This window comes from Sorangium sp. So ce362 (genome assembly GCF_051519845.1).
In the GTDB taxonomy this organism is placed as follows: Bacteria; Myxococcota_A; Polyangia; order Polyangiales; family Polyangiaceae; genus Sorangium.
Genome location: NZ_CP150332.1, coordinates 372,959 through 393,388, shown reverse-complemented (window position 1 = coordinate 393,388; position 20,430 = coordinate 372,959). Strand labels below are relative to the sequence as shown.

Below are 20,430 nucleotides of genomic sequence, written 5' to 3'. Positions count from 1 at the left end.
CAGGATTCTGGATGGCAGAGGTCCGGCCGAGAGACCCGAAAGGGCAGCGCGAGGGGTTCACGACGGGCGCGTGCGCGGCCGCCGCGGCCAAGGCGGCGGCGCGCGTGCTCGCCCACGGCGCGGCGGTCGACGCCATCGAGACGACCCTGCCGAACGGGCAGCGGGTGACCTTCCCGCTGAAGCGCTGCGACCGCGACGGGCCGCGCGCCACGTGCAGCGTCATCAAGGACGCCGGCGACGATCCGGACTGCACCCACGGCGCCGAGCTCGTCGCCGAGGTCGAGCTCCGCCGCGAGCCGGGCGTCGAGATCCGCGGCGGCGACGGGGTCGCCGTCGTCACAAAGCCCGGGCTCGGGCTGCCGGTCGGCGCGCCGGCCGTGAACCCCGTGCCGCGCCGGAACATCACCGAGATGGTCCTCGAGGAGCTCGAGGGCTCGGATTTCGCCGGCGCCACGGTCACGATCAGCGTCCCCCAGGGCGAGGAGATGGCGAAGCAGACCATCAACGCGCGCCTCGGGCTCATCGGCGGGATCTCCATCCTCGGGACGAGCGGGATCGTGAAGCCGTACTCGACCGCCGCCTTCCGCGCGAGCGTGGTGCAGGCGATCGACGTCGCCGCCGAGCGCGGCATCGCGACGCTCGCGCTGACGACCGGCGGCAAGTCCGAGGCGTACGCGATGAAGCTCTACCCGGAGCTCCCGGAGGACGCGTTCATCCAGGTGGGCGACTTCATCGGCACCGGCGTCCGCCACGCCGCGCGGCGGCGGATCGCCCGCGCGGTCATCGTCGGCATGATCGGCAAGCTCTCGAAGATGGCCGACGGCAAGATGATGACGCACGCCGCCGGCTCGGAGGTGAGCATGGAGCTGCTCGCGCAGATCGCCGAGGAGCTCGGCGCGCGGCCGGAGGTCGCGGCGGAGATCCGGCAGGCGAACACCGCGCGGCACGTGCTCGAGCTGTGCCAGCGCGAGGCGCTCACCGGCGTCGCGGGCGGGATCTGCCGGCGCGTCGTCGAGCACACCTCGGCCCACGCGGGCGGCGCCCTCGAGGTGCACGCCTGCCTCGTCGATTTCAACGGGGCGCTGCTCGGCCGGTACCCGGCCGGGGCCGCCAGCACAGACAGAGCGGAGGAGCCATGAGCGGTGCCAAGATCGGTGAAGACGCGCGCGCGGTGAACGACATGCGGCAGATGACCGCGCTCGGGCGCCGCATCGAGGACAAGAGCTTCGCGATCATCGACGAGGAGGCCAGGGGCCACGGCTTCCCGGAGGCGGAGTGGCAGGTCGTCCGCCGCGTGATCCACGCGACCGCGGACTTCGAGTTCTCGTCGCTCATGCGGCTCCACCCCGAGGCGATCGCCCGGGGGATCGAGGCGCTCCGGGGCGGCGCGCCGGTCCTCGTCGACGTGAAGATGATCGGCGTCGGCCTGAACGAGCAGCGGCTCGCGTCGTACGGCTGCAAGATCCACTGCTTCATCTCGGACGACGACGTCATCCAGGCCGCGTCGGCGGCCGGCTCGACCCGCGCGATCGAGTCGATGCGCAAGGCGCACCGGCTCGGCCTCCTCGACGGGGCGGTCGTCGCGATCGGCAACGCGCCGACCGCGCTGCTCGAGGTCGTGCGCCTCGCCCGGGAGGAGGGGGCGCGGCCGGCGCTCGTGATCGGCGTGCCGGTCGGGTTCGTGTCGGCCGCGGAGTCGAAGGAGGCCCTGATCGAGTCCGGGCTCCCCTCCATCGTCGCGCGCGGGCGCAAGGGCGGCAGCCCGATCGCCGTCGCGATCGTCCACGCGCTGCTGCTCCTCTCGGCGGACCCCCCGGATCCGACGCTGCCGTCCGGCCCGGCGGCCCCGGCGACGGTGGCGCGATGAGCGCGAGCGCGCGCCGCGCCGTGACCGTCGTCGGCATCGGCGACGACGGGTGCGCCAGCCTGTCGAGCCGCGCCGCGTCCGCGGTCGCCCGGGCCGAGGTGCTCGTGGGGGGCGAGCGGCACCTCGAGTTCTTCCCGCAGTTCCGCGGCGAGAAGATCGCCCTCAAGGGCGGGCTGTCCGCGGCGCTCGACCGCGTGGAGGCCCTGTCGGCCGAGCAGAACGTGTGCATCCTCGCCTCGGGCGACCCGCTGTTCTTCGGCGTCGGCGCGCTCGTCGTCCGGAAGCTCGGCGGCGAGCACGTCGAGATCATCCCGAGCCTGAGCTCGGTCCAGTGGGCGTTCGCGCGCACCGGGATCGCCTGGGACGACGCCGCGCTCGTCTCGGTCCACGGGCGCTCGCCCGAGGGGTTCGCGACGCGCCTCCGCCGGCTCTCGAAGGTCGCGGTGCTGACCGACGGGGAGAGCAGCCCGGCCCGCCTCGCCGCGCGCCTCCTCGAGCACGGCGATACCGGCTGGAAGGCGTGGGTCTGCGAGAGCCTCGCGGGCGCGGGCGAGCGCGTGCGCGCCTTCGACCTCGCCGCGCTCGCGTCGTGCGACGACATCGGGCCGCTGAACGTGCTCCTGCTCCTGCGGAGCGATCCCGTGTGGCGGCCGCCGCCGGCCGTCCCCTACCTGCACGAGGACGCGTTCGCGAAGCGCATGCCGAAGAACGGCCTCATCACGAAGCGCGAGGTGCGCCTGCTCTCGATCGCGTCGATGGCGATCCGCCCCGACGCGGTCGTCTGGGACGTCGGCGCCGGCTCGGGCTCGGTCTCGATCGAGGCGGCGATGCTCTGCCCCCTCGGGCGCGTCTACGCGATCGAGGTCGACCCGGAGGGCGTGGAGATCTGCCGGGACAACGTCCGCGCGCACGGGGTCGACAACGTGCGCGTCGTCGCGGGCCGCGCGCCCGAGGCGCTCGCGGCGCTCGAGGACCCGGACGCTGTGTTCGTCGGCGGGAGCAAGGGGAGCATGGAGGAGATCATCACGGCGGCGCTCGATCGGCTGCGGCCGGGCGGCCGGCTCGTTGTCAACGCGATCACGATGGAGAACGTGGCCGAGACGTACCGCGCGCTCCGGGCGCGGGGGCTCGATCCCGAGGTCACGCTGCTCTCGGTCTCGCGCGGCGTGCCGCTCGCGCGCTACATGCGGTACGAGGCGCTGAACCCGATCCACGTCTTCGCCGCGACGAAGCCCGCGAAGCCAGAGGACGCGGAGCGGGCGCAGGCGGCCCGGCCCGCGCCCGCCGGCGCGCCGGAGGCGTCATGAGCGGCCTCGGCAAGCTCTACGGCGTGGGCGTCGGCCCCGGCGCGCCGGACCTGCTCACGCTGCGCGCCGTGCGCGTCCTCGAGGCCGCGGACGTGCTCGCGCTCCCCCGCAGCTCGGACTTCGGCGCCTCGATGGCCTACCGGATCCTCTCCCCCGTCGTCCCCAAGCGGCCGGACCAGGAGCGGCTGCTCCTCACCTTCCCCATGAGCAAGGACCCGGATCGCGTCCGCCCGTACATCGACGCGGCCGTCGGCCAGATCGGCGACCGCCTCTCGCGCGGCCTCTCCGTCGCGTTCGCCACCGAGGGCGATCCGTCGCTCTTCAGCACGTTCGTCTATGTCCGCCGCGAGGCGCTCCGCCGCTTCCCCGGGCTCGAGGTCGAGGTCGTCCCCGGCGTCACCTCGGTCACGGCGGTCCCGGCCGTGAGCGGGCTCTCGCTCGCGGACGGCCAGGAGCGGATCGCCATCCTCCCCGCCACGTACGGCGTCGACGACCTGACCGACGTCCTCTGTCGCTTCGACACAGTGGTCCTGATGAAGATCGGCTCGGAGATGCCGAAGGTGATCGAGGCGCTCACGCGGGCGGGGCTCCTCGATCGCGCGGTGTTCGTGTCCAAGGCGACGATGCCCGAGCAGCGGATCGTCCGGGACCTCCGGGCCGCGCAGGGCGAGCGGGGCGACTGCTTCGCCATGGTCGTCGTCACGCGCGGGGAGCGGAGCGGGCTCCTCGTCGGCGAGGCCGAGGCCTCGCTGCCGGGCAGCTTCGAAAAGACATTTAACGAACAGGAGGCGCCATGATCGCCGCGCGCAAGCCCTACGCCGTCTACGCCATCACGCGCCACGGGATCGCCATCGCGCGCCGGCTCATCGAGGGCCTCCCGGGCGCGGACCTCTACGTGTCGCAGAAGCTCTTCGACGGGGCGCCGGAGGGTGCGAAGCCGCTCCCGCTGCCGATGGGGCCGCTGCTCAACGAGGCGTTCACGGCGTACGACTGCCACGTGTTCGTGATCAGCGTGGGCGCCGTGGTGCGGATGATCGCGCCGCTGCTCAAGAACAAAAAGGTCGATCCAGCGGTCGTTTGCGTCGACGACACGGCGCGGTTCTCGATCTGCGTGCTCTCCGGGCATGTGGGGCGGGGCAACGCGTTCACCGAGAAGGTGGCCTCGCTGCTCGGCGCGCTGCCGGTGGTGACAACGGCGTCCGACGCGCTCGGGACGCTGACGGTCGACATCCTCGGCCGGGAGCTCGGCTGGACGCTCGACGACCCGGACCGCAACGTGACCCGCGGCTGCGCCGCCGTCGTGAACGCCGCGCCCGTGCTCTTCGTCCAGGAGACGGGCGAGCCGTCGTTCTGGCCCGAGGACAAGCCGCTGCCGCCGGGCGTGCGCTACGCGACGTCGCTCGACGGCGTGGACCCGGACGCATGGGAGATCCTCCTCGTCGCGAGCGACCGCGACCTCGCCCGCTCGCACCCGGCGATCGTCGAGCGCGCCGTCGTCTACCGGCCGAAGAGCCTCGTCCTCGGCGTCGGCTGCGACCGCGGCGCGCCGCTCGACATGGTGGAGCGCGGGGTCGACAGGCTGCTCGAGGAGCACGGGCTGTCGGCGAAATCGGTGAAGGCGCTGGCGACGATCGACAAGAAGGCCGACGAGGAGGCGCTGCTCGCGCTATCGGCGCGGCGGGGGTGGCCGCTCGTCACGTTCACGGCCGAGGAGCTCGACGCGACCGAGGGGATCGAGAACCCGTCGGAGACGGTGAAGAAGCACGTCGGCGCCCGGGGCGTCGCCGAGCCGGCCGCCCTGCGCGCGGCCGGGGCCGCGAGGCTGCTCGTGCCGAAGCGGGCGTACACCGAGCCGGGCGTGGGCCGGTCCATGACGCTCGCCGTGGCGCGCGTCCCGTTCGCGAAGCGCACCATCGAGGAGAGCCATGGGTGACAAAGGAGTCCTGTCGATCGTCGGAATCGGCCCCGGCGCCGAGGCGCACGCGTCCCGCGCCGCCCTGGAGGCGATCGCCGCGTCGGATCTCATCGTGGGGTACACGACGTACATCCGGCTGGTGAAGCACCTCATCGAGGGCAAGGAGATCATCAAGACCGGCATGACCGAGGAGATCGGCCGGGCGCGCGCCGCTGTGGAGCGGGCGCGGGACGGCGGGCGCGTCGCGATCATCTCCTCGGGCGACGCCGGGGTCTACGGCATGGCCGGGCTCGTCTTCCAGGTGCTTCAGGAGATCGGCTGGAAGCGGGGCGAGTCGCCGGAGCTCCGCATCGTGCCCGGCATGACCGCGCTCAACGCGTGCGCGTCGCTCGTCGGCGCGCCGCTCGGGCACGACTTCTGCGCCATCTCCCTGTCCGACCTCCTGACGCCGTGGCCGGTCATCGAGCGGCGGCTCGAGGCCGCCGCCGCGGCCGACTTCGTCATCGGCCTTTACAATCCGGCGAGCGGGCGGCGCACGCGCCAGATCGTGCGGGCCCAGGAGATCATCCGCCAGCACCGCGCGGGCACGACGCCTGTCGCGCTCGTGAAGAGCGCCTACCGCAAGCTGGAGAGCGCCGTGCTCACCGATGTCGATCACTTCCTCGACTACGAGATCGGGATGCTCACCACGGTGCTCGTCGGCTCGACAAACACCTTCCTGTTCGAGGGATACATGGTCACGCCGCGCGGATATACCAACAAATACACATGGGATGGGGAAGCGCTCCCGGGCCAGACGCCGGGGCGCACGCTGGTGGTCTCGGACGAGGGCGCCGCTGGAGAGGAGGTCTAGATGGCACGCGTAGGAAGGCTGGGCGGCGCGATCCTCGCCGAGACCCAGGGAGAGTATTACCTCATCGGCAACACAAAGGCGCCGGTCGACTTCCGCGAGGCGGGGTTCGAGCCGCCGGACGAGGTCGACCTCGTGAAGGGGGCCTATATCCGGCTGATGCCGCTGCGTGAGGTGAAGGTGGCGGCGCCGGTGCTGCTCCTCGACGTCGAGGGCGAGGAGCTCGCGAAGAAGCTGGTGCAGCGCTTCGTGATCGACAGGAACGGCTCGGTGAGCGAGCGGCTCTGGCGGCTCGTCTACAGCCCCGACGACCCGCTCGACGACGCCGAGGCGCCGGTCGAGCGCGACGCGCGGTGGCTCGGGGATATCCCCGAGACCATCTGGCAGCTCGTGCGCGACAACGTGCTGCGCTGCCTCTGATCTCGGCTCCTGGCGCACGCCGGCGAGACTTGCGGGCGGCCGACGCCGGGCGCGGATCCCACCATGCGCCTCGAGCCCTGGGACAAGACCGAACTCGCTCTACCCCCTCGTGGTGACGATCCATTTGTCCGACGTGCACTGGCCGCCTGTATCGGCCTTCACGTCGTAAACGATGTTGTCGGTATCGATGCAGAACGAGATGGTGCCTTCGAGATAGCTGAGCACCTGCGGCGACAGGGGCGTCACGAAGAACCCCTGCGGGTTGCACTGCCCGGTGGAGGGCACGCTGGGAAAGGTCACCTGACCTCCCTGCGTGAAGGTGACAATGAAAGACGACGTCACATCCTGCGGCTTCCCTGTGCCTTTGGGTGTGTACATGACGTGAACATCTCCCTGGTTCAGGGTGACGTTCTGCAGGTCGTAGCCGCTGGTGTTGCTCACCGAGATATTCAGGGTGTTCGGAACGTTCGCGATGAGGTTGCTTTGGCCGTTTACTTCGCTGAAATTGATCGCGATCTTGGCCGAATCAACCGTGAGGACTTGCTTGCTTTTGCTCATGATCATCTCCTGCGCATTGGTTAGAATTGCCGTCTGAGCGGCGACCTTGGTCGAGGCCACCTTGGCCTCGATCCCCTGCTCCTGCGACTTGCAGCACGCATGCCAGGCGCTCGAACCGCCTCCCGCGAGCCGTCAACATCGCGATCAGCGCGGCGCGCGCGCGGACAGTGATCTCTCGTCAGCCGGCGACGATCGGGCTGCGTCACCTGGAGACACGACGCTTCTTCTAGAGACACGCGCGGCCGGCCCCGGAGCCGGCGGGGCAAGTGGGCAGATCAACCCCACCCTGATCGGCCGGCTGCTTCCGTTGCACGAGAAGGCGAGGCCCAGGTCGTCGTGTGAAACGCTGAGTTCGTCGCCGCGCGGGCAATGCCCACGCACGCCAGCAGCGCGGCACGCTCGAGCTCGTGTCTGCTGGAAGCATTCGAGCGTGCCAACAGGACAGCGCGAGACAGCGCGACCCGTCAAGCCATGTTAACGGACGCACATTTGCGGCCGGCTCGGCGCCCGTCCGTCAAGGCTGGAGCTCCGCGCACCAGCGCTCGATCAGCACCGATCGGAGCAGCGCTCCCACGCCCGCGAAGCCGAGGCGCGCGGCATAGGTCTCCAGATCCTCGGGAACCGGCTTGCCGAGCCGCTCGGTGAAATACCACCGCCACAGCGCGTCCGCGTCGTCCACGCCGCTGCCCGCCAGATCCAGAGCGTCCAGCCCCTCACGCTCCATCACCGCCTGCTTGGCGCGAGCCTGCTGCGCGAGACGCCCGTAGCAGCCCATGGCGCGCAGCTGGTCGACGAGGTGACGGCGGACCTCCGGCTCGCACACGGCGGCCGTCCAGCGGCGCTTCGCTTCTCGCGCCATCATGTCGGCGAAGGACCTGGCGTCGAGCCCCTGCTCGCCGAGCCACGCGCGGGTCGACGGCCCGGTGAACAGCCCTCGCTCGCGCCGGAACTCCATGGCCGTGCGTTCGAGGTGTGCAGGGCCGATCTTCACCCCGTTGCGCTCCGCCGCCTCCTCGGCGAGGCCGCGCAGCAGGGCGCCCTGGACCGCGAGGGTGTAGAGCGGCTCGTCCCCGAGCAGGCGCAGCTCGTCGAGCAGCGCGTCGAAGTCCGCGCCGGGGTCGAGGTCGAGCCGGGTCGCACGCATGCGCTCGACGGCCCGCTCCCAGACGTCGGTACGCTGGAAGACGAAGCCGGGCTCGAGCGGTCCTCGATGCCGGGCGCGGGCGGCCTGCATGGCCTCGAGCAGGGCGAGCGCGTCGAGGCGCTTCTGGTCCACGCGCCCGACGGGGAGCCACCGCTTCAGCGCGTCGAGCATGTCCGGGGCCTCCTGCGCGGCCCGGGCCGCCTGGAGCACCGCTGGCCAGGTGCGATCGGGGTAGAACAGGGCCCTGGCGATGGCGACGAGCCGCTCGGCGAGCGCCGGATCGCAGATCGTCGCCTCGACGGCGGCGGCGAGCGTCGCGCGGATGTTGACGAGGGCCTCCGACGTGCGCCGATAGCCCTCCTCGGCGGAGGCGTGCGCGAGCGCGACCTCATCGTCGGCGTCGAGCGCGCCCGAACGAAATTGCTCGAAGATCCGGCCCACCCCGACCATGCCGAAGTCGGCCAGCTCGGCGGCCCGGAGCGCGCCCATGCTCGATGCCCCGAACACATGGACGCCCTGGGACATCGCCCAGAGGATCTCCTTGTGCCAGACCGCCGGGACGCGCTCGAAGAAGCCGTCCACGATGCCAATCCCCCACGGCCGCTCGCGCGCGGCCCGGTAGACGTCTCCCTGGGCGACGGGCGGCAAGACCCGCAGCTCCGGGAGCGCGGGCACCTCGGCGGGCGGCAGGCTGGGCCCGGTGAACAGGACGATCACGACGACGCCGCCTGCGCGCGCGGTCCAGGCGTGTACCCGGGGGCATCCCACATGCTCTCCAGCCCGGGCACGACGACGCGGACGACGGGCAGCCCGAGCTCGGGCCGCGTGAGATCCACGACCGCTACCTGGCCGAGCCCGGCGCCGCGCAGCGCCGCGAGCACCGCGGCGAGATCCTCGTCGAAGCGCTCGCTGAACCCGTCGCTCGCGGCGCCGAAGGAGCGCCACGGCCCCTCGAACCGCTCGATCTCCGCGCGCGCCGCGGCGATGTGCGGCGGCGACCGGAACAGCTCATACGAGGTCCGGTCGACGTCGTCGCGCGCCCCCGCGATGGCGGTCAGGCGGCTCTGGGCGGCCTCGGTCAGGGCGCGCGCGAGGGCGACGGCGCGGGAGCGGTGGCACCCCTGACCGCCGCTCACGTAAAGGACGCGGCCCGGGTGAGGCACGCGGTCGACGATCTCCGCCACGAAGACAGGCAGCCCTATATCGCTGCTCGCGTCCCACACGCCCACCGCGATGTCGGCACGAGCGAAGCGGGCCAGCACATCGCGGCAGGTCGGATCGTCCACGGTGCCGAGGTCCAGGCGCGTCCGCGCGCGGCGCGCCGGCCCGGCCGCGCGCCACAGCGCCACCGCGTCGCGCTCGATAACCTCGTAGAGCCCGTGGAGCACGGCCTCGAGCCGGTGGTTGCCCGAGGCGAGCCCCGTCGACGTGGTCAAGAAGCACCCGCTGCCGGGCGGGAGCGGCACTGTGTAGTCGGCGTGGACCACCTCGAGCGGCACCCACAGTGGGCCGCCGCTCATGATGTCTTCGCCCTCGATCCAGAGCATCTTGTGATGGGGGTGGAAGGAGCCGATCGAGAGCCGCGGCAGCCCGGCGAGGTCGACGAGGCGGCGCCGCGCCGAGAGCTCCGCGGCGGTGCAGAAGAGCAGCGGCTGCAGGATGTGCTCGGCGTGCCACTGCTCGATGGCCTCCATCAGCCCGGACGCGCGCGCCGCGTCGATGGCGAGCCCTTTTCCCTGCGAGACCGACACGGATCGGGCGTTGGGCCGGCACACCATCACCACCGGGATCCCGACGACGTCCAGCCCGGTGACGTCGGCGACCCGGGTGATCCCCATGGCGCGCGTCATCGGGAGCACCCGCTCGACGGTCTCCGCGGGGCTGACAAGGCGGTGCGTGCCCCGGAGAAACGTCTTGTGCGTGGAGGGCCGGGTCATGTCGTCGGGCTCTCGCAGCGAGCGGCGCGCGCTCAGGCACCCACGGCTACCGGCGCCTGAAGCTGGTCAGGTTGACCAGGTAGGTGCCGCAGAAGTCCGTGGACACCGGTACCTTCTTTTGCCCCGTCTGCGCGTCCGCATCGACCAGCTGCTCGACATCCGGCTCGTCCGCCACGTGTCCTATCTGCGCGCCCATATCGACCAGCTCCGTGCACCACGATTGCACCGAATCTGCCGGCCTGCGGTTGCGCCGCTTCGTCAGCACGTCCGATGACACCTCGTAATACAGGGTCTCGGTGCCCGCTTTGTTCGGCACGGCGACGATCATGTTGAAACCCCAACACTGGTCGTCCGGCGCATCTCGATCGACCTTCGTGTTCTCCTCTGCCCCGCTGGTTGCGCTCTCATCCTTCATCGTATCCTCCTTATGTCACGTCGGTTGCTGCCCTGTCGTAGATGCCCCGGAGCCCTCGCCGGTGCTCGGTGGGCCGGCGCCCCACGACAGCAGCGCGTCGGCCTCGCGGGCGTCCGGGATGCCGGTGATGCCCGACCGGAGCCGGCGGAGCCGCTCGATGTCGTCGAGCTCCACGCGCCCTTCAGCCCTGCGCAGGCGCACGAGACCCGCCTGCGCGCGCAGCGCGAAGAGCCGGGCGCCCTGCGCCTCGGCCATGTCCCTCGCGCGCGCGAGCGCGGCCTCCGCCTGCCCTGCGTCTCCCCTGGCCCGCCACACCTCGCCGAGCAGCCGGTAGAGCTCGGGATGGTAGCAGCGCTCCTGTGTCGTGAACGCCTCGCCGAGCGCCTCGTCGAGCGCCTCGCGGGCGCCCTCGATGTCGCCGGCGGCCAGGCAGGCGTCAGCGAGGTGCGTGGCGTAGAAGGTGGTGACCATCCCCGAGCCCATTCGCCGCCAGCGCGCGATGGCGGCTCGGACGCGCTGGAGCCCCTGCTCCGCCTGTCCCGTATGGACCATGGCCCAGCCCCCCAGCGCGTCGGCGAGCACCATGAACGCGGGGAATCCATGCTCGGCCGCGACCTTCCCCAGCGCGTCGGCGTACCGCTGCGTGTCGGCCACCTCGCGCCTCAGGTGGTGGATCCACGCGCCGATCTGATAGGCGATGGCGATGGTGAAGGGGTGCCCCGTCGCCTCCGCCGCCGCGATCGCGTCCTCGTAGATCCGCACCGCGCGATCCGGCTCGCCGCAAATGCACGCGCTCATGGCGTGGGTCACGCGCACGACGATGCTCGGGTTCCAGCCATAACGCGCCATGTAGACGGGCAGCTGCGCCGGCTGGTAAAGCTCGATGACACGCTGGTGGTGAGGCTCGCCCGCGTCGTGGTCCCCCAGCCACGTGGTCACGTTCGCCAGGATGAGCGACGCCTGCGCGAGGGCGACGACGTCATTCATGTCCTCCGCCAGCCTCGCGCACTGGCTCGCGATGTCCCTGGCTGCCGTGAGATCGCCGCGGAACAGCGTGAACATGGCCATGCCGTGCAGGGCCTGGCTCCCCCGCTCCTGCTCGCCGGTCTGCGTGGCGAGCTCGATGGCGCGTTCGTAAATTCTCTTTACCTCTGGCGCCGACCAGCCCTTGGTCGTGATCAGCGCCGGCATGATGATGCCATTCAGCCCGAGCTCCATCTCGGCTCGCTCGTGCTCCTGCGCTATGGCCGGCAGCCACTCGATGGCCTGCCTGGCCCCGGAGATCGCCTCCGCGTACGCCGACCGAGCCAGCGCCGCCTGCGCCGCCCTCTGCGCGTAGCCCACGGCCTCCCGCTTCTGCTCCGCCGCCGCGTGGTGATGGGCGAGCAGATCCGGCCGCGTCCGGACCACCTCCGGAAACCGCTCCTCCAGCGTCGCAGCGATGCGCGCGTGGACCCTCCACCGCGCGCCGGTGGACAGCGACTCGTACGCCGCATCCCGCACCAGCGCGTGCTTGAACATCCCCACCGCCTCCTTGCCCCGCCGCCTGCGCAGCACGAGCCCAGCCCGCATCAGGCGCTCCAGATCTTCCGCCACCGCCGCCGGGCCGAGCGAGCTCGCGGCCGAGAGCTCCTCGACGCTGAACTCCCGCCCCAGCGCCGCCGCGAGCTGGGCCGTCTCCTTGGCGCGCGCGAGCCGATCCAGGCGCGCCGTGAGCAGCGCCCGCAGCGTCCCCGGGATCGCCGCGCCCGACAGCGGCCCGGTGAGCTCGTAGCGATCCTCCCGCTCCACGAGGAGCCCCGAGTCGACCATCATCCGGAGCAGCTCCTCCGCGAAGAGGGGCACCCCGTCGGCGCGTTCCGCCACCTGCTCGATCACGACGGGAGGCAGCGCCTTGTGGCCCAGGAGCCCGGCGAGCATCTCCTCCATCGGCGAGCGCTCCAGGCGGCTCAGCGGGAGCAACAGCACATCGGCCGTCGAGAACGACGGCGAGAACGCCGGGCGCGCCGTCATGATGACGCACAGGGGGACCGTGATCGCCTCGCGGACGAGCTGGCCGAGGAACTCCATCGTGGTGGGGTCGGCCCAATGCAAATCTTCGACCAGCAGGAGGACCGGCCGCGCGTCCGCCATGGCGAGGAGCAGCGACGCGATGGCCTGGAGCGTCAGCTCCTTCTGCCGCTGCGCCGAGGCGTCGAGCGATGCGTACGGCGCGCCGATGGGCAGGGAGAACAGCGGCAAGAAGAGCGGCATGGCCTCGGCCGGCGTGAAGCCGTGGCCGGCGAGCTCCCCGGCGAGCCGCGCGATCTTGCGGCCCGCGTCGAGCTCCTGATCGAGCCCGAAGGCGCGCTCGATGAGATCGACAACCGGACGGAGGGGGCTATTTCGCGTATCGGGCGAGCACCGCGCTTCGAGGAACGTGTGGGGCTCGTGCGCCAGCCGGCGGCGCAGCGCGCGCGCCAGGCAGCTCTTGCCGATGCCGGCCTCGCCCATGATGAGGCTCGCGTGGCCCACCCCCTCGCACGCGCGGCGCCACCGCTCCACGAGGAGCCCGAGCTCTTGAGCTCGGCCGTACAGCGGCGCCCTCGATCCGTCGGGGGTCGGCCACCCCGCCGCGTCGCCGTGTTCCTGCCGGAGGCGGAAGGTCTCCACCGGCGCCGCGATCCCCTCGATGGATCGGGCCCCTTCGCTCTCGAGGTCGAAGGAGACCCGCAGCAACGTCTGCGACGCGGCGCCGACCGTCACGGATCCCGGCGGCGCCAGCGAGGCGAGCTGCGCGGCGAGCCGCGGCGTGCTGCCGGCGACGAGGCACGCGCCCTCGAGATCCCCCAGGCTCCCGTCGACGACCGGACCGGTGTGGAGGCCGACGCTCACCTCGATCAGGGCGCCCTGCGCGGCGAACCGCTCGTCCTCGGCCTGGACGGCGCCGGCCATCGCCAGCGCCGCGCGGGCGGCGCGCTTGGCGTCGTCCTCCGCCGCGCTGGGGTAGCCGAAGTAGATCAGCAGATCGGCGCCGAGCGCCGCGGCCACGTACCCCCCGTGGCGGCGCCCGACGCCTGCGCAGAGCGCGAGCGCCGAGCGCAGGGGATCGTCCAGCGCCTCGACGTCGAGGGCCTGCGCGGCGGCGGCGCGCGCGCTCACGTGACAGCAGAGCGCCGTCAGCTGCCGGCGCTCGCCGTCGAGCGCGGGCGCCCTCCGCCGGTCGGGCGACGTGGCGACCGTCGCGATCGAGGAGAGCGACCGCGTGTCCCCGCCGGACGGGGAGCCGCCGGCGCCGAGCATCGCCTCGCGCGACACGCCGCGCAGGCTGCAGGCCTCGAGCGCCTCGAACAGCCCACGGGCGTCGACATCGCGCGCGCCTTCGTCCTTGCGGAGAGCGCGGGCGAGCAGGTCACCGAGGGGGTGGCGCTCGAGCGCGGCGGGGATCGGGACGGCGTCGGGGCCGAGCAGCCGATAGAAGATCTCGGCCTCCGTGCCGCCGTACACCGGCTTGCCCGTCAGGCACTCGAGGAACACGAGGCCCCACGAGAACAGATCCGCGCGCGGTGAAGGCTCGGCGCCGCGCCACTGCTCCGGCGCGCCGTAGCCCGGCGTGCCCAGCGCGTCGTGGCTGCCGGTCAGGCGCGCGGAGCGATCGTCGTCGAGCGCGGCGCCGATCCCGAAGTCGAGCACCAGCGCGTTGCGGCGGGCGCCCGTGGGGATCACCATGATGTTGCTGGGCTTGAGGTCGCGGTGGACGACGCCCGCCGCGTGGGCGCAGGCGAGGGCGTCGAGCACCTGGAGCATCAGGTGCCGCGCCTCGGACGGCGCGAGCGCGCCCTCTCGCTCGAGCAGCGCGGCGAGGTTGTCGCCGGGCGCGAAGGCGAACGCTGTGTAGAGGGTCCCATCCGCGATCTGCGCCGAATCGACGAGCTGGACGATGTTGGGATGGTGAAGCTGGGCGCAGAGCCGCGTCTCGCGCAGGAAGCGCGTGACCCGCCTGTCGGCCTGCGCGACGCCCCCCTGCTCGGCGAGGCGCAGGATCTTCAAGGCGATCGGCTGCCCGGTGGTGAGCTGGCGGGCCTTGTACACCACGCCGAAGCCGCCCTCGCCGAGCTTGGCCAGGATCTCGTACTGCCCCGCGAACGTGGTGCCTGGGACGGGTGCTGCACCGGTTGCAACGTAGCGCTGCATGCTCGATCTCAGGGTCGCCGGAGGCGCTCGGAGCGCGCCGGCACCTCGCTCCGTCAGGGATCCCTGTCGGCGTCGAGCACCGCCTGGAGATCCGGGTCGACATCACCCCCAAGCACGTCCAGGACCTCGCGCACCCGCGAGAGCTCGCGGCGCAGCGTCCGGTGGTGGTTGCGGTTCTTGAGCAGCGGCTCCTGGCCGAGCAGCGTGAAGCCATCGTCGCGGTTGCCCGCCCGCTGCACCGCCGCGCCCAGGACCATGCCCCGGAAGGCGTCGGTCGCCTCGAGCGGGAGCGGGGCGCCGCCGCCCCGGCGTCGCTCGGCCTCGTTCACGAAGCTGAGCGCCGCCCGCCAGAGCAGCTTGACCAGCGCGCTCGGCTCGGCGTCGGTGTCGAAGGTGAGCGCGCGCTCGACGTGGCGCCGCTGGATCACGAGATCGCCCCCGAGGCCGCTCTGCCCCGCGAGCTGGAGCGCGTAAGCGCGCCGGACGATGTTGTCGAGCTGCCGCAGGTTGCCCGGCCAGGGCGCGGACACGAGGAGCTTCATGGCTTCGGGCTCGAAGCGCGCCGTGCCCTTGCCGTCGGCCTCCTGGTGGCGCCGGTTCAACATGTAATCGGCCCAGCGCGGGAGCTCGTCGAGCCGCTCGGCGAGCGGGAGCAGCCGCACCGGCAGGACGTTGATGCGGTAGTACAGGTCCTCGCGGAAGCGGCCGGCGCGCACGGCGGCGCGCAGATCGGCGTTGGTGCCGACGAGGAGGCGCGCGTCGGCGCGGCGCTCCCCCGCCCCGTCATCGCCCAGCATCCGGTAGGCGCGCTCCTCGATGAAGCGCAGGAGGCCCGCCTGGGCCTTGAGCGAGAGCTTGTCGATCTCGTCGAGGAAGAGCGTGCCCTTCGCGGCGCGGGCGACCGCGCCTGGGTTGTCCTTGATCGCGCCGGTGAAGGCGCCCCGCTTCCAGCCGAACAGCTCGGCCATCTGCAGGTCCTCGGGCACCCCGAGGAGGTCCAGCGACTCGAAGGGCTGGCCCCGGCGCTGCGAGTGCTCGTGGCACCACCGCGCGAGCCTGGATTTTCCAGCGCCGGTCGGGCCGGTGATCAGAATGGTGTCGTCCCTCGGGGCGAAGGCGCGGAGCAGCTCGACCAGGTGCGCGGTGCTCTGACCGACGACCGGCAGGAACTCGTCCGGGCTCGCCGGCTCGTCCGCGCGAAGCGGCAGCGCGCGGGCGGCGATGAACGCCCCGGCGATGCTGGCGAGGATCTCCAGCCCCTCGTAGCACTCCGCCCAGGGGAGCTCCCGTCCGACGGCCCCCCTGGAGCTCGCCTCGAGGGTGATCATGCCGTCGACGCAGCCGCCGGGCGCGCGCAGCGGGACGACATGGACGTGGGTCGCATCGCGATCGAGCATGCGCCTGCGCGTCGCGTCGCCGGGCATACCGGCCGCCTCCGACGGGTCGCGGAGCTCGATCGCCCCGTCTGGCATCCAGGAGCGGAGCGAGGCGCGCTGGACGTCGATCGAGACCGAACAGCGGTGCTTCTCGATCCAGCTCCAGACGCTGCCGGAGGTGAGATAGCCGGTGCCTTCGATGCGCGCGCCGCTCGAGCGGTCGATGCCGAAGAGGCGCAGGTAGCTGCCCTCGGGGCGGAGGTGGACGACGCCGCGCAGGATCCGAGCGCGGCCGGCGAACGGGCTGTCGGCGAGCGCCTCCTCGACGCAGGCGAACATGGCTTGGAGGACCGCTGTGGCAGCTTCGTCAAAGTACGTGGCCGACACGAGGCGGGGGACGAGCGAGATGAAGATCTCGTCACGGGATACGGTCACGGTACGGAGCAGATAAGCAGGAGAACGGGGGCGGGTCCAGGTGGAACGAGCAGGCTGGCGTCTCCCGCGGACGCAGCGCGTCCGGGCGGGACGCGAGCCCCCTCTCGACCCGGAAGCGGTGTGGCAGCGCCTGCGTCCTGCCCGAGGGAGCACGGGAGCCGCCACGGGTCCGAAAGGATTCGAATCAGCGGTCGCCAGCGACTTGTGGTTTGCGCACGGCCCCGAATAGAGGAGATCCCCGGCGAGGAACGGCACGTCCCCGATACCGAGGCCAGCGCGCAAGTCCGAGACGAGCGTCCCCTTGACCCCGGGGCCGCCTCATCGTTGTGCGACGACGTACGAACCGGAGGGCTCAGACGTTCTCACGATCGGGCGCTCGCGCGACCGGCGACTCCGCCGCGCTGAAGGCCGCGACCGCCTGGAGGCTCGGCGCCGCCTCGGCGGCTCCCGCGGAGGCACGCCGGGTGCGCCGTTTTGTCTGCACCATGTGCACGATCTGGTCGAGGATGACGGCGACGAGGATCACGGCGCCGATGATGATGAACGTCCAGTTCGGGTCCAGGCGCCAGATGCGTCGTATGCCGTCCGCGTCCTCGTACGGCAGCTGGAACATGTTGATGCCGTTGTCGATGACGCGCATCACCGCGGAGCCGATGACGATGCCGAGCACCGTGCCTTCACCGCCGCGAAGCGAGCAGCCGCCGAGCACGGCCGCGGCGATCGCGTACATCTCGTACGCGACGCCGACCTGCTGCGACATCTGCCCGATGTACGACGCGTAGCAGACGCCAGCGATGCCGCCGAGGCCCGCCGAGATCATGTAGGTGGACGCCTCCACCCGCTTCACGTTGATGCCGGAGTACTCCGCTGCGTCGCGGTTGCCGCCGATCGCATAAACGTAACGCCCGAACACCGTGAAGTGCAGCGCGTAGGTCGAGAGGCCGATCACGGCGAGGAAGATCAGAAACGGATACGGGACGAGCGCGTCGCTGCCGACGTTGAGCAGCCCGCCGTTCGCGAGGTGGAGCAGCGGCGAGCCCCCGAGGCTCAGGGTGCCGCCCTCGGCGATGGTCTGCGAGACCCCGCGCAAGAACAGCATGCCGCCGAGCGTGACGATGAACGGCTGCAGCTTGAGCCGCGTGATCAGGAGCCCCTGGCCGAGGCCGATCAGCAGCGCCACGCCGAGCGCCACCGGAATGCCGATCCACAACGAGTAGCCCAGGCCGCCGACCTGGCTCGACGAGAGCTTCGCGATCAGGACGCCCGTCAGGCCGATCACGGACCCGATCGACAGATCGATGCCGCCGGTGATGATGACGAAGCCGATGCCGATCGCGAAGATCCCGAGCATCGAGATCTGCCGCAGGGTGTTGATCGAGTTCGACTGCCCGAGAAAGTCCGGGTTCGAGATGTAGAGCCCCAGGCACATCACGACGAGCGCGATGGTCATGCCAAGCTCGCGCCTCACGACAAAGCCTCCACTCCGGCGTGGCCCGTCATCAACGTCGCGACCCGCTCCTGGCTGAGCCGCTCCCGCGGCAGCACCCCCTTGATGCGCCGCTCGTGCATGACGGCGACGCGATCGCTCATTCCGATGATCTCTCCCATGTCCGAGCTGACCATCAAGATCGTGATGCCTTCATCCGCGAGGGCGGCCATGTGGCGATAGATCTCGGCCTTGGCGCCGACGTCGATCCCGCGTGTCGGCTCGTCCACGATGAGCACGCGCGGGCTCATGGCCAGCCATTTTCCGAGCACCACCTTCTGCTGGTTTCCGCCGGAGAGGTTCGCGACGCTCTGACGAATGCCAGGCGTCTTCGTCCGCAACCGCTTCACCTCCGATTCGGCGACGCGGCGCTCCGTCTTCCTGTCCAAGAAGCCCCAGCGGTTGTAGTTGCCGATGCTGGGCAGGGAGGTGTTCTCTGCGACGCTGAGCGGCAGCACGAGGCCGTGCCGCTTGCGATCCTCCGGCGCCAGGTAGACGCCGCGGTCGATGGCGTCCCTGGGTCTTCGAGGAGCAAACGCCTCGCCCTCGAGCGTCATGCGCCCGCCGAGCGCAGGAGCAACCCCGAAGATCGTCTGCATGAGCTCGGTGCGGCCCGAGCCGACCAGGCCGGCGAAGCCGAGGATCTCCCCGCGCTCGGCCGAGAAGGAGATCGGCGCCGGCGCGCCGGGCACGACGAGGCCGTCGACCACCAGCACGGGCTCGGTCGACCTCCGCGGCCGTCTCTGCGGGAAGTAATGCGTGCTCAGCTCGCGGCCCACCATCATGGCGACGATCTTTTCGTGCGTCGCCTCTGCGCGCGCGAGGTCGCCGACGTGGCGGCCATCGCGCAGGACCGTCACCCGGTCCGCCAGCGCCATGACCTCTTCCATCCGGTGCGAGATGTAGACGATGCCGATACCGTCCGCCCGGAGCTTGCGGATGATCTGGAAGAGGTGCTCGGACTCACCGCTCGTCAGCGACGAAGTCGGCTCGTCCATGATGATGATACGCGCGTCCAGGGCGAGCGCCTTGGCGATCTCGACCATCTGCATCTGACCGGCGGTCAACACGGACACCGGGGTCGAGGGCGGGAGCGCCAAGCCCACGCGCTGAAGCAGCTCGTGGGCGCGGGCGTACATGCCGCCCTTCGGCAGCGGACGGAGGAGCGTTCTGGTCCCGCCGCCTTCGTTGCCGAGGAAGATGTTGGCGGCGATGTCCAGGTTCGGCGCCAGCATCAGCTCCTGGTGGATGAGCGCGATGCCGAGGCGCTTGGCGGCGCGCACGCTCTCGAGGGTGACCTGCTTCCCTCCGATCCGGATCTCGCCTTCGTCGGGCTGCTGGGCGCCCCCGAGGATCTTCATCAGCGTGCTCTTACCGGCGCCGTTCTCGCCCATCAGGGCGAGCACCTCCCCCGGATTCAGCGAGAGAGAGACGCCCTGGAGCGCCACCACGCCGGGGAACCGCTTGTTGATCGCGCTCATCGCGAGCAGGCTCGGTAGCGCCGCGGCCACGCTCACCTCTTCATCTCGGCGAGCTTCTGCTTGAACTCCGCCACGTTGGCCTTCTCGATCACATCGATGCCGGTGTCGATGCCCTTGCTCGCCGGGATCTGCGCCATCGCCGCGTCGGGCTTCGTCGCGAGCTCATGCGCCCACTTGCTCGCCATGTAGCCGAACTGAAACGGCTTCTGGACGACCGTGGCCGAGATCGTGCCGCTCTCGATGGCCGCGAGCGTCCCCTCTTCCTCGTCGAACACGGCCGCGAGGACCTTGCCCTTCTTCCCGAGCGCCTCGATGGCCGCCGCGATGGCCGGGCCGTTGTAGGACCACAGGCCTGCGACGAGCTTCAGGTCCGGGTGCGCATTGATGATGTCCTCCACGTTGGAGCGCGCCTTCGCGCGGTCCGTATTGTCCTCGCGCTTGTCGACGATCTCGATGTCCTTGCCGGCGATCGCGTCCTGGATGCCCTGGAGGCGCTGCTTCGCGTTGTCCGCGGACAGCATGCCGACGAACACGGCCATCTTGCCGCCGCTCGGGAGGAGCTTCACGATGTGGGCGCCGAGCGCCTTGCCGGCCTCGTAGTTGTTGGTGCCGATGTAGAGCAGTCGGTTCGACTTCGGGGCGTCCGAGTCGAACGTGATGAGCTTGCTCTTCTCGGCCGTCTTGTTGAGCACCGGGACCTGATCGCCCGGCGCGATGGCGCTCACGGCGATAGCGTCGTAGCCCTGACTCGAGAGGTTCTCGAGGATCTGGTTCTGCTCCTCCGTGGTGCCGTTCGGCGGCATCTTCACGTCGACCTGGACCTTGCTCTCTCGCTCATACTTCCGGACGCCTGCCTGAGCGATCTTCCAGAACTCGCTCGCGTTGTTGGTGACGAAGGCGAGCTTCACCGTCTTCGGCTTCGAGTCGGCCCCCTCGGCGGGCGCGGCGCCCGTCCCCTCGGTCGTCTTGCCGCACCCCGTGATCGCGAGCAGCGCGAACAGGGAGAGCGCTGCGATCGCCCAACCGTTGCCCCAGGACTTCGTCTCTTTCACGGCAGGTCTCCTTG

14 protein-coding genes and 1 pseudogene are annotated in these 20,430 nt (G+C 71.1%); 6 read left to right on the top strand and 9 right to left on the bottom strand.

The features are described from left to right. Positions 1–11: 11 nt before the first annotated feature. From WMF17_RS01555 to cobJ, 6 genes and pseudogenes are all read left to right on the top strand, one after another. On the top strand, positions 12–1,139 hold the full coding sequence (locus tag WMF17_RS01555; RefSeq protein WP_437600191.1) for a cobalt-precorrin-5B (C(1))-methyltransferase: 1,128 nt from the start codon (positions 12–14) through the stop codon (positions 1,137–1,139). After that, entirely contained in the window at positions 1,136–1,867 is a 732-nt protein-coding gene (locus WMF17_RS01550; protein WP_437600190.1) for a precorrin-8X methylmutase, read from the top strand. The genes WMF17_RS01555 and WMF17_RS01550 overlap by 4 nt, the downstream gene beginning before the upstream one ends. Then, positions 1,864–3,174, top strand: a complete 1,311-nt coding sequence (gene cbiE / locus WMF17_RS01545) for a precorrin-6y C5,15-methyltransferase (decarboxylating) subunit CbiE (RefSeq protein WP_437600189.1) — start codon at positions 1,864–1,866, stop codon at positions 3,172–3,174. The genes WMF17_RS01550 and cbiE overlap by 4 nt, the downstream gene beginning before the upstream one ends. Then, complete coding sequence (gene cobI / locus WMF17_RS01540) at positions 3,171–3,971, top strand: precorrin-2 C(20)-methyltransferase (protein WP_437600187.1); 801 nt, start codon at positions 3,171–3,173, stop codon at positions 3,969–3,971. The genes cbiE and cobI overlap by 4 nt, the downstream gene beginning before the upstream one ends. Beyond that, positions 3,968–5,107: a cobalt-precorrin 5A hydrolase gene (locus WMF17_RS01535; RefSeq protein WP_437600186.1), complete on the top strand. Its 1,140-nt coding sequence runs from the start codon at positions 3,968–3,970 to the stop codon at positions 5,105–5,107. Before cobI ends, WMF17_RS01535 begins: the two co-directional genes overlap by 4 nt. Next, positions 5,100–6,359 (top strand): annotated as a pseudogene (gene cobJ, locus WMF17_RS01530) (precorrin-3B C(17)-methyltransferase). The gene WMF17_RS01535 and the pseudogene cobJ overlap by 8 nt, the downstream one beginning before the upstream one ends. Before the next feature lie 99 nt (positions 6,360–6,458). Here cobJ and WMF17_RS01525 read toward each other — a convergent pair. From WMF17_RS01525 to WMF17_RS01485, 9 genes are all read right to left on the bottom strand, one after another. Continuing rightward, entirely contained in the window at positions 6,459–6,977 is a 519-nt protein-coding gene (locus WMF17_RS01525) for a hypothetical protein (protein WP_437647639.1), read from the bottom strand. A gap of 454 nt (positions 6,978–7,431) precedes the next feature. Further along, complete coding sequence (locus WMF17_RS01520; protein ID WP_437647637.1) at positions 7,432–8,778, bottom strand: TfuA-like protein; 1,347 nt, start codon at positions 8,776–8,778, stop codon at positions 7,432–7,434. Beyond that, positions 8,775–9,998, bottom strand: a complete 1,224-nt coding sequence (locus WMF17_RS01515; protein ID WP_437647635.1) for a YcaO-like family protein — start codon at positions 9,996–9,998, stop codon at positions 8,775–8,777. The genes WMF17_RS01520 and WMF17_RS01515 overlap by 4 nt, the downstream gene beginning before the upstream one ends. Before the next feature lie 46 nt (positions 9,999–10,044). Further along, positions 10,045–10,413, bottom strand: coding sequence for a hypothetical protein (locus WMF17_RS01510; protein ID WP_437600180.1), 369 nt, complete (start codon positions 10,411–10,413; stop codon positions 10,045–10,047). Positions 10,414–10,428: 15 nt separating this feature from the next. Next, complete coding sequence (locus WMF17_RS01505) at positions 10,429–14,586, bottom strand: TOMM system kinase/cyclase fusion protein (protein ID WP_437647634.1); 4,158 nt, start codon at positions 14,584–14,586, stop codon at positions 10,429–10,431. A 53-nt stretch (positions 14,587–14,639) separates the two neighbouring features. Further along, a complete protein-coding gene (locus WMF17_RS01500) occupies positions 14,640–16,397 on the bottom strand; it encodes a sigma-54-dependent transcriptional regulator (RefSeq protein ID WP_437647632.1) in 1,758 nt (585 codons plus the stop codon). Between the two features lie 352 nt (positions 16,398–16,749). Next, a complete protein-coding gene (locus WMF17_RS01495; protein WP_437647630.1) occupies positions 16,750–17,865 on the bottom strand; it encodes an ABC transporter permease in 1,116 nt (371 codons plus the stop codon). After that, positions 17,862–19,394 carry a sugar ABC transporter ATP-binding protein gene (locus WMF17_RS01490; protein ID WP_437600176.1) on the bottom strand — a complete coding sequence of 511 codons (1,533 nt, stop codon included), beginning with the start codon at positions 19,392–19,394 and terminating at the stop codon, positions 17,862–17,864. The genes WMF17_RS01495 and WMF17_RS01490 overlap by 4 nt, the downstream gene beginning before the upstream one ends. A 2-nt stretch (positions 19,395–19,396) precedes the next feature. Beyond that, the gene (locus WMF17_RS01485) at positions 19,397–20,416 is read right to left on the bottom strand and encodes a sugar-binding protein (protein ID WP_437600175.1); all 1,020 of its coding nucleotides are present in this window, start codon (positions 20,414–20,416) and stop codon (positions 19,397–19,399) included. Positions 20,417–20,430: the final 14 nt, after the last annotated feature.